The sequence below is a fragment of the Polymorphospora sp. NPDC050346 genome (assembly GCF_040655695.1).
In the GTDB taxonomy this organism is placed as follows: Bacteria; Actinomycetota; Actinomycetes; order Mycobacteriales; family Micromonosporaceae; genus Polymorphospora; species Polymorphospora lycopeni.
The window spans coordinates 1-16,746 of the sequence record NZ_JBFAKM010000071.1 but is presented as its reverse complement, the minus strand read 5'-3'; the positions used below and the strand labels follow the sequence as shown (position 1 = coordinate 16,746).

Annotated in this window: 10 protein-coding genes; 7 read left to right on the top strand and 3 right to left on the bottom strand. The window is 69.3% G+C overall.

Annotated features, from left to right (window positions below):
* Positions 1 to 249: 249 nt before the first annotated feature.
* Complete coding sequence (locus tag AB0I42_RS36215; RefSeq protein ID WP_357544290.1) at positions 250 to 3,015, bottom strand: tetratricopeptide repeat protein; 2,766 nt, start codon at positions 3,013 to 3,015, stop codon at positions 250 to 252.
* A 560-nt stretch (positions 3,016 to 3,575) separates the two neighbouring features.
* Between AB0I42_RS36215 and AB0I42_RS36210 the strand changes: the two genes are divergently transcribed.
* Positions 3,576 to 5,213 (top strand): hypothetical protein, encoded by a 1,638-nt coding sequence (locus tag AB0I42_RS36210; protein ID WP_357544289.1) that lies wholly within the window; start codon positions 3,576 to 3,578, stop codon positions 5,211 to 5,213.
* Between the two features lie 246 nt (positions 5,214 to 5,459).
* On the top strand, positions 5,460 to 5,810 hold the full coding sequence (locus tag AB0I42_RS36205; protein WP_357544288.1) for an Lsr2 family protein: 351 nt from the start codon (positions 5,460 to 5,462) through the stop codon (positions 5,808 to 5,810).
* Positions 5,811 to 6,223: 413 nt separating this feature from the next.
* Here the strand turns inward: AB0I42_RS36205 and AB0I42_RS36200 are convergent, their stop codons facing one another.
* Positions 6,224 to 6,433, bottom strand: a complete 210-nt coding sequence (locus tag AB0I42_RS36200) for a DUF397 domain-containing protein (RefSeq protein WP_357544287.1) — start codon at positions 6,431 to 6,433, stop codon at positions 6,224 to 6,226.
* Positions 6,430 to 7,305 (bottom strand): helix-turn-helix transcriptional regulator, encoded by an 876-nt coding sequence (locus AB0I42_RS36195; RefSeq protein ID WP_357544285.1) that lies wholly within the window; start codon positions 7,303 to 7,305, stop codon positions 6,430 to 6,432. The genes AB0I42_RS36200 and AB0I42_RS36195 overlap by 4 nt, the downstream gene beginning before the upstream one ends.
* A gap of 289 nt (positions 7,306 to 7,594) precedes the next feature.
* Between AB0I42_RS36195 and AB0I42_RS36190 the strand changes: the two genes are divergently transcribed.
* The 5 genes from AB0I42_RS36190 (at position 7,595) to AB0I42_RS36170 (ending at position 15,379) form a co-directional block, all read left to right on the top strand.
* The gene (locus AB0I42_RS36190) at positions 7,595 to 7,774 is read left to right on the top strand and encodes an FxLD family lanthipeptide (RefSeq protein WP_357544284.1); all 180 of its coding nucleotides are present in this window, start codon (positions 7,595 to 7,597) and stop codon (positions 7,772 to 7,774) included.
* A gap of 123 nt (positions 7,775 to 7,897) precedes the next feature.
* On the top strand, positions 7,898 to 10,939 hold the full coding sequence (locus AB0I42_RS36185) for a lantibiotic dehydratase (protein WP_357544283.1): 3,042 nt from the start codon (positions 7,898 to 7,900) through the stop codon (positions 10,937 to 10,939).
* The gene (locus tag AB0I42_RS36180) at positions 10,936 to 12,180 is read left to right on the top strand and encodes a lanthionine synthetase C family protein (RefSeq protein WP_357544282.1); all 1,245 of its coding nucleotides are present in this window, start codon (positions 10,936 to 10,938) and stop codon (positions 12,178 to 12,180) included. Before AB0I42_RS36185 ends, AB0I42_RS36180 begins: the two co-directional genes overlap by 4 nt.
* Positions 12,162 to 14,309 carry a methyltransferase, FxLD system gene (gene fxlM / locus AB0I42_RS36175; protein WP_357544281.1) on the top strand — a complete coding sequence of 716 codons (2,148 nt, stop codon included), beginning with the start codon at positions 12,162 to 12,164 and terminating at the stop codon, positions 14,307 to 14,309. Before AB0I42_RS36180 ends, fxlM begins: the two co-directional genes overlap by 19 nt.
* Positions 14,306 to 15,379, top strand: a complete 1,074-nt coding sequence (locus tag AB0I42_RS36170; protein WP_357544280.1) for a hypothetical protein — start codon at positions 14,306 to 14,308, stop codon at positions 15,377 to 15,379. Before fxlM ends, AB0I42_RS36170 begins: the two co-directional genes overlap by 4 nt.
* Positions 15,380 to 16,746: the final 1,367 nt, after the last annotated feature.

The following is a 16,746-nucleotide window of genomic DNA, read 5'->3' as shown; positions in this document are numbered from 1 at the left end:
AGCCCCCAAGGCTCGCCTGGCCGTCCCTCCCGGTGCCCGCGGGAGCAACGGCCCCAACCACCCACAACCCGGGAAAACAAGAAGTTGACCTTCGGATTTCGGTGGGGTTGGCAGCGCGTCGAGTTGGGCGGAGCGGGCTCGCCGGGCCCTTCGGCGGTGGTCATTGACGCTGACGGCGAGGATGTGGGGGCCGGCCACCCTTCCTTCGCGCGTTCGCCGATGTTCGGGGGGCGGCACGCACTGCAGGTTCTATGGCCCGAAGTCCAGCTTGGTCGCAGTCTCGCCGGTTCCGGTCAACCCGAACCGCTCTGTTCTTCGAGCGCTGGTGGTGTCCCCGGCCTGCTCCCGTAGTTCGGCCAGCTTCCACACGGCGTCGGGGTCGCCGCGGTCGGCGGCCTTCCGGTACAGGTCCTCGGCGCCGGCACTGTCTCCGGCCTGCTCTCGCAGTTCGGCCAGCTTCCACAGTCCGTCGGTGTGACCGTGGTTGAGGGCCTCCTGATAGAGGGCCTCGGCGCCTGCGATGTCTCCGGCCTGCTTACGCATTCCGGCCAGGTGCCAGAGTGTGGTGGTGTCGCCGTGGTTGGCGGCTTGTAGGGCCAGGATCTCGGCGGCGGTGGTGTCCCCGGCCTGCTCGCGCAGGTCGGTCAAGAGGCTCAGTGCGATGGTGCTGCCTCGAGCGGCGGCTTGTATGGCCAGGGCCTCGGCGCCGACGGGGTCCCCGGCCTGCTCCCGCAGCCGAGTCAAGCCCCACAGTGCGGAAGTGTCACCACGGTCGACGGCCTTCTGGTATAGGAGTTCGGCACCGATGGTGTTTCCGGTCTGCTCTCGAATTTGGGCCAGGTACCACAGTGCGGTGGGGTCGCCGCGGTCGGCGGCTTGTATGGCCAGGGCCTCGGCGCCGACGGGGTCCCCGGCCTGCTCCCGCAGCTGGGCCAGGTTACGCAGTGCGGTGGTGTCGCCGCGGTCTGCGGCCTTCTGGTACAGGTCCTCGGCGCCGGCGCTGTCTCCGGCCTGCTCCCGCAGCCGGGCCAGGCTCCGCCATGCGCGGGTGTGGCCGTGGTTGGCGGCCTTCCGGTACAGGGCCTCGGCACCGACGAAGCTCCCGGCGCGCTCTCGCAGCATGGCCAGATTCCACAGTGCGGTGGGGTCGCCACGGTCGGCGGCTTGTATGGCCAGGACCTCGGCATCGGCGGTATCCCCGTCCCGCAGTCGCAGCCGGTCCAGGTTTCGCATCGCGTCGGTGTCGCCGCGGTCGGCGGCCTGCGCAAGTAGCGCCTCGGCACCGGCGGTATCCCCGCCCCGTAGTCGCAGCCGGGCCAGATTCCGCATTGCAAGGGTGTCGCCGTGGTTGGCGGCCTTCTGGTACAGGGCCTCGGCACCGACAAGGTTCAAGGCTCGCTCCCGCAGCTGAGCCAGGTAGCACAGTGCAGTGGTGTCGCTGCGGTCGCCAGCTTGTGTGGCCAGGGCCTCGGCACCTGCGGTGTCTCCGGCCCACTCCCGCAGCCGGACCAGGGTTCGCAGCGATACGGTGTCGCCACGGTCGGCGGCTCGGTTGTATAGCCAGATGGCGTGTTGGTAGCGGCCCCGATGCTCAGCCTGCTGGCCGAGTTGCCCGAGCAGGTCGGGAGTGGTGATGGTGGTGGTGAAGGCGGTCCACAGGCTGTCGGGTGGGTAGATGCCGGCGCGTTCGGTGCGGCCGATGTGTTCGAGGTAGTCGGCCAGCCGGTAGCAGGGCTGGCTGGCAGCTGTGTTTCGGTCGATGGTGCGGGAGCGGATGCGGGTGAGCGGTCCGCGGGCGCCTTTGCATGGCTGTGCGGTGTAGGCCAGGGCTTGTTCGAGCCAGTCCTCGCCGGCTGTGTCCCAGTCGTGGTCGTTGAGGTAGCCGGGCGCGGCCTGTTCCAGGAGGGCGTGCGGTAGGGGGAGCGGGTGGCCGAGTCGGCGGGCGTCGATCGCGACCTGGATGATGGCGCGGGCGGCGGGTGGTGCTGTTCGGTAGCGCTCTTCGAGTGCGGGGGCGCCGGCCAGGTATTGGATGATCCTGCCGTCCTCGGCGTGGTCGGCGGCGTGCCGCAGCCGTGGATCCACGTCCGTGTCCCGTAGTGCGGTCAGCTGGTCAGGGGTGAACGTGTCCGGCACGCTGATCCGGGTTCCGGCCAGCAGGTCGCGTGCTTGGGCGTAAGGGTCTGGTTCGCCGGCTTTTGGTCTGGCGGTCAGTGTGTTCCAGTGGTGTGGCCACAGTGTGGCCAGTACCAGCACCGGCCTTCGCTGGGGGTCGCGTAGCAGGGTGCGTAGTCCGGCGGCGATTCGTTCGCCCAACTCGGTGTGGGTGGGGGCGAGGTAGAGCTGGGCTTCGTTGAGCCAGATGATGGTGTTGGGGACGGCCTGGTCGATCGCGGCCGTGGCCGCCTCTGGCCGGGTCGGGTCGTGCGGATGCCACAACCACCACTGCGCGGGCCGTTTCTGCTCGACGTATCGCGCGAGTTCCCAGCAGGTCCGGGTCTTGCCTGTTGACGACCCACCGACCACCGTCAGCAACCGCGACGGCCCGCCGGCGAGCACCTGGTCGACAACGTCACGCAGCTCGTCGTCGTGGGCGCGGGGCACATAGCCGGGTAGTGAGTCCGGGCGGATGCCGGGCAGCTGGATTGCCTGGTGCACCTCCAGGTCGAAGGGGTCACAGGCGCTGACTGGGCGGCCTAGCCGGGCCGGTGGCGGTGTTGTTCGTGCGGCGATCCATCGCTCTCGGATTTGTTCGGCCACCTCGGCGGTGTCGTCGCGGCCTGCGACGTGGGCCAGCGCCACCGCCACGGTGACCGTGTTTTGTTGCGATGCCAGCCCTTCACCGCTGATGGTCTTGCCGATCAGGTCTTTGCCTGGTGATCCGGGCAGGGTGTCGTCTGCGGCGATCGCCTTGGCCAGGTCATCCAGCGTGGGGGTGTCTGCCGCTGCGTACAGCCAGTAGATCGCCTTTTGCAGGTCGCGTGCTGGGCCGGGAGGCAGGGCGACGGGTTCCACGGCCCTACTGCGGCGGATCTTTCGTCGGGACTCGTCGGCATCCATCGCCGTTCAGGATGCCGCACCTGCTCTCGCTGGCGTAACCGTCGGCACTCGTCGGCATCGGGGCTATCCCTCGTGCGGGGGCCTGAGTCTGGACGCACGGCCGGCGCCGGCTTCCTATGTTCATCCCGGATAGTCATGGAGCAGTCGATGACCCGAACCTCACACCGTCGTGGCCGCGCGGGCGTTCGCCGCGCCCGGATCGCCCTCGCCGCTATCACCGGCTTGATCGCCGGCGCCGTCCGCGCTCTGGTCGATTGGCTAGTCGACCATCTGTCCACCAGTTCCTGACCGTTCGAGGGCGCGATCTCACGTCCGCTCCGCCCGGTCGAAAGCCGGGGCGCCCTGGCCAGGCTGGTCGGGCGCTCCGGCCACGGCGGCGGCGACTTCAATCTGCTTGCCCGCACGGCCTGGGTTGGGCTAACTAGCGCAAGCGCCCACCGCTGGCAGGAACCTGTCGGACGGCGACGAGTGCGTCGTCGTCAACGTCGGTGGCTCCTGACAGAATCAGACACACGATGGGGAACACACTAGATCATGACGAAGCCGCCAACGTACTGAAGCAGTTGGACGAGCGCGAGGCAAGCCAGCGCAACGGGAGCGGTCCTTGGACCGTGGTCTACGACAGTTGGCACGACTCCGGCGATAAGAGCAGAGCGAGATTCGCCGCCTTCGCGACACCGAGCCACCGAGATCGCGCCATGCAGAGCGCCGGATGGGACATGTCGGTTGGGGGCGGCTTTCCGGGCTTCTCGCAACATCGCGAGGACGGAGAGTGGGTAAGCACATACCACCGCAACATCGATGGACCAAACGTCGAACCGCTCGTTCTCGTCCAAGAGATGTACGGAGTCGTGCCGGACGCATATCTCATCTCGGAAGAGTTCCGGCTGCTGATGCATCTCTGGGAGGACAAGGCCACCGGAAACTTCTACAGCGTCAGTGACGGCGGCTCCAAAGAGCTTGCGATCAAGTTCACCGGGCGTCAGATCGAGGTCCGCACGCCCCTTTTGCGTCGCTATCAAGCTGCACGTCAGCTCGACCTGCTCCTGTTCTCGGATACTCGCGTGTTCGTGGAAACGGATGAGAAATCCGATGCCTTCAAGGATCTGAACGAAAAAGATCACGTCGAGAATGATTCGGTCGTCTTCATGGGCGTCGGTGACATACGCCTCGGCCGAAGTCAGGTTTTCTCGCGATTGCTGGTCAAGCGGATTCTGCCACCACCGCCTCAGGAGAAGAGCGGTATCTGGCCGTGGGACGGTGACGACGAGGAGTACCCCGAGTTCATCATCGACGAGGACGAGAACGGACGGGCGGTCAAGTTCACGTGCGAGGAGGACAAGCTCGCGAACTACTTCGGCAAGAACCCGGAGGCACCGCACTATCTGACCCCAGTCTTCTTCAAGCCCGAGGTACTCAGGCGCTACTATGACGACCCGGGCCTCTACTCGATCAGCGACGGCCGACTCAGTTGCGGACATCTCTGGGGCGTGCAGATCGACAACGGCAACTCAGCGGCCGTCATGGTGTTCCTGGGTGACATCGGTCGAGACATCCCGAGCAGCCACCGGGACCACTGGCGTGCATACAACATCCCTCCAGTCTCGAAGATGAGTGAGTCCACATTCCGGCGATCGTTCCTTGCCCAGTTCGCTGAGACGGAGAACCCGGAGCACCTCTTCAAGAACGCGTACCTTGCGATCCAGCGAGCCTGGCTCGAGAGATGGGGATGGGGCCTCTACCGCGAAGCCGAAGGAAGCGACGCAGAACTGATTCAGCGCGTCCGCATTCCACTGAACAACACCGACACGGAGTTCGAAGCGCAACTTCTGAGCCTCGCAAAGCTGCTCGTCGACCTACTGAACGAGGCCGCGATTGCAGCGGGCTTGCCGCCTATCAAGGGCGAGAAGGGCATCTCCAAGTTCAAGCGCTTCCTTGATGTCAATAGCTACGAGCACACCGATCGCGACATTGCGCTCCTACGCCGCATCCAGAACCTTCGGTCGCGCATCGCCGCTCACACATCGGGATCGAGCGGTCAGGCGGTCCTGGCCGAAGAGTTGGACGGCCTCAGCAAACCCGAGTTCGTCGAGAAGCTCATGCGCGAGGCCACCCAGATGTTCGCTGACCTCTCGAAGCTCGACCAACGATGACATACACTTCGACCTCGTAGCCGAGCTGTCTGAACATCCAGGACTCACCCTCGCGTTCGAAGCCGGATCATGCTCGCGATCGCCGGGTACGAGGCGGTGCATGCGGAGGTCTTCACGCTATAACCGACACCCGGCGTCCCGAGGGCGAATGATCGCACCTGCTGCGGCCACCGCCCCCTGGCTCACTCCGAAGTGCAGGCCGACCTCCATCAAAAGTCATTCCGCGACGACATAGCAGGAGACCCTATGGCCAGGCAGGTAATCACCACGCTCATCGACGACTTGGACGGGAAGCCGGCCGACCGGACCGTCGAGTTCGGAATCGACGGCGTCAACCACACCATCGATCTGTCCGAGGCCAACGCCGGCAAGCTACGCACCGCCCTCGACCCGTACATCGAAGCCGGCCGGCGACTCGGCCGCGGCGGACCGGCCTCTTTCATGAACCGGCCGGCCAGCCGATCCGCGACGGCCCCCAACAGGCGTCAGGAGAATCGTGAGATCCGCGACTGGGCCGCCCAGAATGGTCTCGAGGTCTCCGAACGTGGCCGTATCCCACAAGAGGTACTCGACGCCTACCGCACGGCACACCGGTAGCCGTCTCCACTTTCGGGCGGCACCGTCAGAGCCCTCATGGAACCCGAGGCGCTTCACTGTCGGGTCTGGCAGCGGTGTTGGTTGCGGGTGAACGCCGCCTTGGCCACCGGCAGCTACCCCACCGGAGTCAGCATCAGCGAACGAAGGGAGTCCCGTCCTGCCGGTCAGGGTTGGGCACGACCACTGTGGCCTTCTTGTCGAGCGGGGCGGCGCCGTCGGCGGTCGCCCGCGAGGGCGTTGGGGCTCCGTCGTGGTCTGGCGTCTACAGGTAGGGTGGTTGCACGCTTTGGCGATTGGGCACGTCTTGGGCCCGTGTGGCGTCGAAGTGAGGCGGTCGGGAGGCGTTCGCCAAACTGTCCTCCCGGCCGCCGGCCACCCCTTCTTGAGCTTCGAGACGTCGTGCCAGGTGGGGGCTACGGCAGGTTGTAGCGGCCGGCGCGTACGTCGTCGACGAATTGCTGGAAGTCCTGGACCGTGATGTCGAGGACGGGCCCGTCCGGGCCGGCTTTGCTGTCGCGGACGCCGACGATGCCGGCGACGGTGGTGTTGATCTCGACGCAGTTGTCGTCGCCGCCGCTGCGGCTGGACTTGCGCCACCCGGTGGTGGGGTAGTGGGTCGTCATGGGTGGCCTCCTCGGTCGGCGGTGGTGGCGGCGTCGCGGAGCAGGGCGGCGCTGTCGGCGGGTGACAGGGCCGCGTTCCGGACGTGCTGGTAGAGCTCGGCGTACGGGGCAACTTCGCGCGACTCGGTGTAGACCAGGTCGGTGGTTTCGGTGTCGACGGCGGCGGCGGGTGGGTCGTCGCGGTACTCGTAGAGCGAGAACGGGGAGCGGGGGAGCCAGTGGTGCGGCAGTTGGGCGCGGGTGGGTAGGACGCGGACCGTGGTGGGGCCGGCCTGTTCGGCGAGGTCGGCGAGGTGCAGTAGCTGCTCGCGCATGACCGTTGGTGGGGCTGCGGGACGTAGGGCGACGACTTCCTCGATGACGGCCTCGTACTGGGGGCCGTCGGGGCGGGTGAGCATCCGCTGGCGCATCATCTTGGCTTCGACGATGCGGTCGAGGTCGACGTCGGGTAGCCGGGCCTGTTTGCGGGCGAGTTCGGCGCGGGCGCGTGTGTAGGCGGGGGTCTGCAGGAGTCCGGGGACGACGAAGAGTTGGTACTCGCGGACGGTCCGGGCGCCGTGTTCGAGGTCGGCGTAGACGGCCTGGCGGTCGCCCATCGCGGCGCCGTAGGACTCCCACCAGCCGCGCTCTGCGGCGTCTTTGGCTGTCTGGATGAGGTTGTGCCAGTGGTCGCCGGTGACGTCGAGTGCGGCGAGGATCGCGCTGAGGTCGGGGACGGATGGGACCCGTTCGGCGGTCTCGAAGCGGGAGAGCTTGGGTCGCGACATTCTGGCGCGGGCGGCAAGTTCCGCGGACGTCAGTTCGGCGGTGTCGCGGAGCCGGCGCAGTTCGCGGGCGAGGCTGCGGCGGCGGATGAGAGGGCTGGTCGGCATCGGCGACCTCCTCGCTCCACCTGGTGGCAATGTTCCGGGTCCTGGACACGCCAGGTTACCGGCACAGGGGAGATCACCTATGTGTGGGGGCGGAGGTGAACACTCGGTTCGGAGTGGGACAGGCCTGTGTGTGCCCGTTCGGCGTGGTGCTTGTGTGGGCACGGTCGACAGTGGAATGCTGGGCAACGTTCGCCGTACTGGAACATTTCACGACCTTGGTAATGATCATCCGCTGGTGAATGTCCGGTGCGGCGAACCTGTCAATCCGCCGTAGGAAAGGAGCGCCGAGATGGGCGTCACCACGCTCGAACTGCCGGAGGTCGTCGAGCCGACTGTCACGGGCGACCCGTTCGACGACCTGGACGTCAGGATCCTCGAGGTCGGGGGGTCGGCGGGGTCGCTGATCAACCTGACCGACAACGGCTGTGGTTCCACGTGCGCGTCGCCGTGCGCGACCAACGTGGGCTAGCACGGTCTGGGCTGCCGGCCGGGCCGACGGGGATCCCGCGGCCTGGCCGGCGGCCGTGTGGCGGACGGGGGAGTGATGCGGGCAACGGGTCGGTTGTTCCGGTGTGGTGATGGCGGCGCCGTGGTGCGCGCGACGCAGGTCCCGGTTGTGGAGGTGCCGGACTGGCCGGACCTGACCGGGTCGGGGCCGGACCAGGTCGCTGCGTGGCGTGACTGGGTGCGGCAGGTGTGGGGTGTGCCGGTGGTCGCGGAGGCTGTCGCGCACGCGAGTCCGGACCTGGCCCGGCAGGTGGATGCGGTGTGCGGGCCCCAGGCGATGGATGGGGCGCGGGTGCGGCGGACCGTGCTGGCGCTGGCCCGGTACGTGTTGAGGATGACGGGGCGTTCCACACCGGTGGGACTGATGGCCGGGGTCGGCCGGGCAGGCTTCGGCGGGCGCGCCGGGTGCCGTGACGACGAAGGTCAGGCTGTGGTGGCCAGGGCCGATGGGTCGTGGCTGGCGGCGGTGGTCGACGTTTTGGAGTCGTGCCCGGAGGTGGTTGCCCGAGTGCCGCTGGTGGTCAACAACGTGTGCTTCGTACGGGGTGGCCATGTCGTCGTCCCGTATCAGCACCGGCCTGCCTGGCAGGGCCAGACGGCTGAGGCCGTCGACGTAACGGTGCGGTACACCGCGGCGGTGAAGGCCGTGCTCGAGGCTGCCAGGACGCCGATCCTCGGCCTGCGGCTGGTGGAGCGAGTCTCGGCAGCGGTGGCGGGGGCGGCGGCAGACCGGGTGGTGGCGATGGTCGTCGAGCTGGTCCGGCGCGGTGTGCTGGTCAGTGCGCTGCGGGCGCCCAGCACGGTCGTTGACGCGCTGGGCCACCTGGTGCAGGTGCTGGACGAGGCGGGCGCGGCACAGGTGCCTGAGGTGCGGCGGATCGTCGCCACGGTGGCCGACGTGGACGCGGGCCTGCGGCTGCACAACCGCGTTGCCGACGCCGGACGGCTGGTGGAGCTGCGGAAGGCTCTCGCCGCGCAGATGGACGCGGTGGCGGGACCGGTGCGGCAGCCGCTGGCGGTCGATCTGCGGCTGGGGTTGGAGGTGGTGCTGCCACGGCGGGTGGGGCGCGAGGTCGAGTTGGCGGCGTCGGTGCTGGCGCGGGTGGGTCCGCATCCGTTCGGGGCGGCGGCGTGGCAGGAGTACCACACGCGGTTCTTCGAGCGGTACGGGATCGGGGCGGTGGTGCCGCTGCTGGACGTGGTGGATCCGGACGTGGGTCTGGGGTGGCCAGCCGGGTACCGGGGCAGCACGGTCGATGAGCCGCCGGCGGTGGTGTCGGCTCGTGACCTGGTGTTGTTGGGGCTGGTGCAGGCGGCGGCGCTCGATGGCCGTGACGAGGTCGTGGTTGACGACGAGTTGGTGGCGGAGTTGGCGCACCCGGATCTTCGGCGGGCGCGGGTGCCGGCGCACCTGGAGTTGTGTGTGCGGGTGGATGCGGTGTCGGGCGAGGCGCTCGATCGGGGCGAGTTCGGGTTGACGGTGACCGGGGTGTCTCGGGGTGTGGGAACGATGACCGGCCGGTTCGCCGCGGTTCTGGATGACGGTGGTGTGGCCGGTGTGGTGGCGGGTCTGCCGGTCAGTGACCCGAGGGCTGTGGTGGCGCAGGTGTCGTACGCGCCGCTGGATCCGGCTACTGGGCACGTGGCGCGCTCGCCTCGGCTGCTGCCGGATGTGGTCAGTGTCGGTGAGCACCACGACGAGGCGGACGGGGTGATCGGGCCACGGGATCTCGCGGTGGGGTGTGACAGCCAGCGGCTGTATCTGGTGCAGCTGTCGACGGGACGGCGGCTGGAGCCGATGGTTGCGCATGCTCTGGATCTGCGGGCGCACACGGCGCCGTTGGCGCGGTTCGTAGCCGAGATCGGCCGGGCGCAGGCCGCGGTCGTCGGCAGCTTCGACTGGGGGGCGGCTGCGCGGCTGCCGTGGCTGCCGCGGGTGCGGTACGGGCGCACGGTGCTGTGCCGGGCGCGGTGGCTGCTGGACGCCAGCGACCTGCCGGGCCGGAGCGAACCGTGGCGGGTGTGGGTGGATGCGGTAGAGGGCTGGTGCGGCCGGCGTCGGGTGCCGGACCGGGTCGAGCTGGGCGAGGGGGATCAGCGGCTGCCGCTGGACCTGCGTCAGCCTGGGCATCTGGTGCTGTTGCGGACCCACCTGGACTCGGTGGGGCGGGCGGTGTTGACCGAGGCTGGGGATCCGGCGGGTCGGGGGTGGATCGGTGGGCGGGCGCACGAGGTCGTGGTGCCGTTGGTCGCCGATCCGGTGCCGGTGTGGCCCGCGGTGCCGCCGGTGACGGCGGCCCGGGTCATCGGCCGCGACCACGGGCACGCGCCCGGAGTGTCGCGGTGGTTGTACGTGCAGTTGTACGGGCATGTGGAGCGGCAGCCGGAGATTCTGGGTGTGCACCTGCCGGCGCTGCTGGCGCAGTGGGAGACGCCGCCGCGGTGGTGGTACATCCGGTATCGGGACGCCAAGGGGTGGCATCTGCGGTTGCGGATCGAGGTCGGCGACTTCGGGGCGGCGTCGGGCCGGGTGAGCGGCTGGGCCGGGGGGCTGCGGCGGCTCGGTCTGCTGCGTGATCTGCAGTTCGGTGTGTACTACCCGGAGGTCGGCCGGTGGGGTGGCGGGGCGGTGATGGCGGCGGCTGAGGAGGTGTTCGGCGCCGACTCGGCCGCGTTGGTCGCCGGGTTCGGGCTGCGGGACCGGCCGGGCCGGCAGGTGGTGACGGCGGCGCACCTGGTGTCGATCGCGTCGGGGTGGTGCGGCGGCCCGGAGGACGGGATGCGGTGGCTGGTCGACCACGCGCGCACCGACACCGTCGCGGATGTGCCACGGCCCTTGCTTGACGAAGGGGTGCGGCTGGCGGACCCGACCGATGGCTGGGCGGCGCTGCGGGCGGCGCCGGGTGGTGAGGCGATCGTGGCCGCGTGGCAGCACCGGGACCGGGCGCTGGCCGACTACCGGAAGGTACTGGCGAACGAGGCCGGGGTCGACCCGGACACGGTCCTGGACTCGCTGCTGCACGCCCACTACATCCGGGCGTGCGGGATCGACCGGGACGACGAACGGTTGTGTCTGCGGCTGGCCAGGGCCGCGGCCCTGGCCCGACTGGCGAGGAGCGGGCGGTGACGGTGGAGCTGGCGCAGCAGGCCGGGCGGATCGCGGCGGGGGTCGCCGATCGGTTGGCGACACCGGATCTCGGGCAGGCGATCGCCGAGGCGTGGTGGCCGCAGTCGCTTGCGCACGGCGCGGCCGGGGTCGCGCTGCTGCACGCCGAGCGGGCGGCGGCCGGTGAGGGACCGTGGGAGCGGGCACATGACTGGCTGGCGTGCGCGGTCGAAGGTGGGGTGGTCGGTGGGGCGGACAGCCACCTGTATCACGGGGTGGTCGCCACCGCGTTCGCGGTTCATGCCGCCGGCAGGGTGGGCCGGTACCAGCGGGCGTCGGCGACCCTCGACGCCCGTATCGACGTCGACACCCGGGTGCGGCTGGACCTGGCGCATGCCCGGATCGACGCCGGCCGGCGGCCGGCGTTAGCCGAGTACGACGCGATCCGGGGCCTGACCGGGATCGGCGCGTACCTGTTGCGTCGGCACCCGGACGGTGACCTGGTCCGGCGGGTGTTGTCGTACCTGGTGCGGCTGACCGAGCCGGCCGACGACGGCGGCGAACGGGTGCCGGGCTGGTGGACCGATCTGGCACCGTCGGGCAAGCCGTCGCCGGCGTTCCCGGGTGGACACGGCAACCTCGGGGTCGCGCACGGCATCGGCGGACCGCTCGCGCTGCTGGCGCTGAGCCTGCGGCACGGGGTGCGCGTCGACGGGCAAGTCGAGGCGATCGGGCGGATCTGTGCCCACCTCGACCAGTGGCGGCAGCACACCACGGCCGGGCAGTGGTGGCCGTACTGGATCACCCGCGCGCAGTGGCGTGACGGTCACCCCGGTGCCGGGCCCGCGCGGCCGTCGTGGTGTTACGGCACGGCAGGGTTGGCCCGCGCCCAGCAGCTCGCCGCCTTGGCCGTCGGTGACGGCGGCCGGCAGGCGATGGCCGAGACGGCGCTGGTCGCCGCGTTGACCGACCCGATCCAGGTCGGGATGGTCACCGACCGGTCGCTCTGTCACGGCACCGCAGGACTGCTGCACCTGGCCAGGGTCGCCGCCGCCGACGCGGCCTCGCCGGACCTGGCCGAGGTGCCGCGCCGGCTGTTGACCACGCTGCTCGACGACCCAGGCTCGACGCCGGTCGCGCTGCTCGGTGGCGGCGACATCGGGCTGCTCGAGGGCGCGGCCGGTGTCGCCCTTGCCCTGCACACCGCTTACGCCGGCACCGCTGCGGTCTCGGGCTGGGACTCGTGCCTGCTGATCACCTGACCCGACGCCGGCCGGGCGGCGGCACCATCGACCACGCGGAGGTACGCATGCTGCTCGGGCCGGACGACTGGCCGCAGGTCGCCGTCGAGTTCGCCGACCGCGACAGCATCGAACGGGTCGCTGTCGCGTACCTGGCGCCGGCGCTGGCCGGCGCGCAGTCCGCCGGTGTGATCGGCCCGTGGTGGTGGGTGCGCAAGGGCCTGCGGTGGCGGGTCCGGTGGCGGCCCACCGCCACCAATGGTGTCGCTCACCTTGTCGGGGTCTTGGACGGGTTGGCCGCGCGAGGCGTGATCGCTGGTTGGGCGGTCGGGATCTACGAGCCGGAGACGGCCGTGTTCGGCGGGTCGCAGGCGATGGAGGTCGCGCACGACCTGTGGGTGGCCGACAGCCGGCATGTCCTGGACGAACTGGCCCGCCTGCCAGACGGCAGGCTCGGCCGCCGTGAGGTCGGGGTGCTGCTGGCCACCGTGCTGACCCGCGGTGCCGGGCAGGACTGGTACGAGCAGGGCGACATCTGGGCGCGGCTCGCCGAGCACCGGCCCCACGTGAACCCGGCCGGCCGGTCCACCGCCGCGATACGACGGCTGATGACCGTCGACGTCAGCGCGACCAGTGCGCTACTCGACGGCGGCCCCCTCGCCCCGTACGCCGGCTGGATCGGCGCCTACGACCACGCCGGCCGGCGGCTGGCGGCCCTGGCCGATGACGGCCACCTGCGGCGGGGCCTGCGTGCCGTCCTCGCCCACCATCTGCTGTTCGCCTGGAATCGGCTGGGCCTTCCCGCCGAGACGCAGGCCGTCCTGTCCACGCTAGCCAGAGAGGTCGTCATGTCGGACACCAGCCACCACGCCCCACCCGGGGCCCCCGTTGCGGGCCGCAGCGCCGTCGGTGCGACGGCGGCGCCGGCCACGAACCCCGGCAGCGACACGGCGCTGCGGCACGCGCTCGTCGACCAGTTGCTGGCCAACGGCACGGTCCGCACCCCGCGGGTGGAGGCCGCGCTCCGGGCTGTGCCCCGTCACCTGTTCCTGCCTGGCACGCCGATGGCCGCGGCGTACGCCGACACCCCGGTCTACACCAAGCAGGCCGGCGACGGCACGCAGATCAGCGCGGCCTCGCAGCCGACGATCGTGGCGATGATGCTCGAACAGCTGCAGGTCGAGCCGGGGGACAAGATCCTCGAACTCGGTGCCGGGACCGGCTACAACGCCGGACTACTCGCACACCTGGCCGGCCCGACCGGGAAGGTGACGACGATCGACGTTGACGACGACATCGTCGAAGGCGCCCGCACCGGGCTGGCGGCCGCCGGCATCGGCAACGTCGACGTCGTATGCGGCGACGGTGCCCTCGGCCACGCCGGCGGGGCACCGTACAACCGGGTGATCGCCACGGTGGGGGCGTTCGACCTGCCGCCTGCATGGCTGGCGCAGCTCGCCCCGGGCGGCCGCCTGGTCGTGCCGCTCCGGCTACGTGGCTCGACCGCCCGGAGCATCGCCTTCGACATCGACGGCGGCGGCCGGCTTCAGAGCCGTACCAGCGAGCTGTGCTCGTTCATGCCGCTTCGCGGCGGGATCGGCGACGACCCACGCCGTATGGTGCAACTCACCGCAGACGGCGCAGTGAGGTTGCAGACCCACCAGGACCAGACCGTTGATGACGAGGCGCTGGCCGGCGTCCTCGAGAGCGAGGGCGTCGAGGAGTGGACCGGGGTCCGGTTCGCCGGCCCGGAGTCGCAGGAATGGATGGACCTGTGGCTGGCCTGTGTCCTACCGCAGGCGCTCACCCGGATGCTCGTCGATCCGGCCGCCGCCGGCGGCCGGGTTCGCCCGCAGTTCGGCTGGGGGTCGATGGCAACCTGGGATAAGGGCGACCTGGCCTACCTGACGCTGCGGACCGGGAGCGAGAACGGTGCCCGCCGGTACGAGGTCGGGGTGATCGGCCACGGCCCCGGCGGTGACGTCCTGGCCCACCGGGTCGCCGACGCGATCCGCGCCTGGGACCGTGAACACCGCGGCGGCACCGTCACCTTCGAGGTCCAGCCGGCCGACACGGCCCCGACTGGGCCGGTCCCCGGCCGGTTCGTGTTCTCCGGCCGCCACCACCAGCTCGTCATCTGCTGGCAGTGACCGACCTGACCCACCTGACCCGGCATTGGCCGCTGGTCGCCCGGCCGCGGCCAGCCGGCCTGCCCCTGTCCGACCGGATCCAGGAGGTCCGCGACCTCGTGCAGCGCGGCCGAGCCGGCGACAGCGGCGCGGGCCAGGCCGAAGTCGCCGCCGCCTACAACAGGGCTGCCCTGATCGCCTCGGACTGCGGCCTGCACAACCTGGCCACCGACCTGTGCTGGCAGCACGTCGCCCGCTACCCGGACTGGCCGCTGGACGCAGCAACGGCCCGGCTCGCCCTCGAGCCCGTCGTCAACCTCGCCCGGCTCGCGATCCGGGCCAGGGACGGTGACGGCGCCCACCGTCTGCTCGACAGCCTGTACGACGGTGTCACCCGACGCGTCGACATCGCCATCGACGGCCGGACACTGCGACTGTCCCGGCTCACCGCCACCGACGACGACCACCGCACCGTCCGAGAGTGGCTGTGGACCGTACTGCTCGCCGAGGGCACCCGGGCGCTGGCGACCGCCGGCCGCTGGACCGACGCCCTGCGACTTGCCGAGCAGCACCGCGGCGTCGGCACACGGCTGCTCGACGGCCGCCAGGTCGCGGTCCTGGCCCACTGCACCAGCGGGGGCACCGCAACGGCCCTAACCATCCTGGCTGACAGCAGGCCGGCGGAGCCGTGGGAAGACGCGGTGGCCGCTTGCCTGAAGGTGCTGTGCGAAACGGCGGCTGGTTCGCGGTCGAAAGCCGCCACCGCAGCGATGGTCGACCAGTACCTCGATCTCGTTGTTCCCGGCAACCTGGCCGTGTTCGGTGCCCGGCTGGGGCTGGCGGTCGTTGACCTCGCCGCAGACGACCAGGCCGTGGCGAGCCGGGTTGCCCGGCACATCGTCTGCACTGCGACCAGCGGCGCTGACGGCTACGCCGCCCGGGACGTACTGCTCTACGGTGGCCCGCTGCTGGCACCCGGCGAACGGGAAGCCTTGACCCCGGTGGTTACCGCAGCAGGGCTTGACCAATCACGGACGGCGGATGTGCGGACCGCGGCAGGCCTCGCAGAGGCCCTCTTGCTCAACGAATAGAGGTGATTTTGTAGCCGCCCTCGGCGACGTCGACGACGACACCACACCTCTTCGGAACAGGGCTGTGGACCGCAGGAGGAATCACTGGATCACCTCAGGAGACTTAAGGCCTGCAGCGAATCCTGATACAGCCGCAACGCCGGGCAGGTATCGCCGCAGGGAAACCTGCATTGCGCACGCAATGTCGCATTGCGCAAATGAAAAGAACTCCCCACTCAGACATATCGACACACTACAATCACTTCAACACACCTCGCGCCGGCTACCATCATTCCGTCGACGCCTACCGCCTCCTCCATTCGCAACCTTAGGTCGCCGGCACGTCACCTTGGCAACCGCAGCGCGGCACCAACTCTCCAATCCGTCGAGAAAGGAAACGCCATGAAACGCCCTTCACGACGCGCTGGCGCACTTTTCTGCGCGATGACGCTCGCCGCCTCCCCAATTATCGCGGCGGGCCCAGCCAGCGCCGCCTCATCCCCGAAAGGCCTCGATACACGCAGCCTCAGTTCCATCTCCACAAATGAGCCAGTCCCCGGCCCCTGCCCGAACGATCCCAACATCAGATGGGAAACTGCGTTCGGCGGTCAGCTAAGGTGGGGTGTTCTTTACACCATCATATCGGCCACTCCAACCTTCTACGTCAGCGATGGCAGGGCAGTGGATAACCTGCTGGACTCGCCTATCAGCGCTACCTTCACCTCAAACCAGTCTCGAACCTACAGCGTGACGGTCTCTAGTGGAACTAGCGTACAGTTGACGGAGAAACTGCAAACAACCGTAAGCGTAAATATCCAGATGCAACGCACCACCGCCATTGGCGTGAGCGTCACCGCCACCGTCCCATCGCGTACCCGCGTAACTGGCCACTATGGCGTAGAAGGGTTCGACGTGGTGTATGACAGCACCGAAGTGCTGGGAATTACAGGGAACCCCCAATGCCTTTACTATCCAACGTCGCGGGGATCCACCACTGCACCCACCGTCGTCGAGGGATGGCGGTTTACCTCGACACCACTCTAGTCCTCCGGTGTCGTGCCTCTGAGGCTTTGACGGTTTGGCTCTGACGAAAATCTGGACCCCCTTGGCCACATAGCCTTTCGCCGGACTACGAGGATACCCACCTATGGAAACGCCGGCGGGGATCCTCTTCTGCGTACCGATATTGACCAGCTTAGTATTCTCAGTAGCCAGCGTGTTTCAGGCGCGCCTACGTAATCACGGGGCACACGGTCGCTCGCGCCCGAGAGCATGCCGGACGGCGCCGAGATTCGTGGATGTCTGGATGTCGTGCTCGTGGTAGGCGCCTTGATGGCGACTACCACCAGCAAGAAGCCCGCCCCCGTACAGCAAGGGTTATAGCGGGA

Excerpts from the sequence above, each read along its gene's own strand:
- AB0I42_RS36210 (WP_357544289.1), top strand. The coding sequence starts at position 3,576 with ATGGGGAACACACTAGATCATGACGAAGCCGCCAACGTACTGAAGCAG.
- AB0I42_RS36205 (WP_357544288.1), top strand. The coding sequence starts at position 5,460 with ATGGCCAGGCAGGTAATCACCACGCTCATCGACGACTTGGACGGGAAG.
- AB0I42_RS36200 (WP_357544287.1), bottom strand. The coding sequence starts at position 6,433 with ATGACGACCCACTACCCCACCACCGGGTGGCGCAAGTCCAGCCGCAGC.
- AB0I42_RS36195 (WP_357544285.1), bottom strand. The coding sequence starts at position 7,305 with ATGCCGACCAGCCCTCTCATCCGCCGCCGCAGCCTCGCCCGCGAACTG.
- AB0I42_RS36190 (WP_357544284.1), top strand. The coding sequence starts at position 7,595 with ATGGGCGTCACCACGCTCGAACTGCCGGAGGTCGTCGAGCCGACTGTC.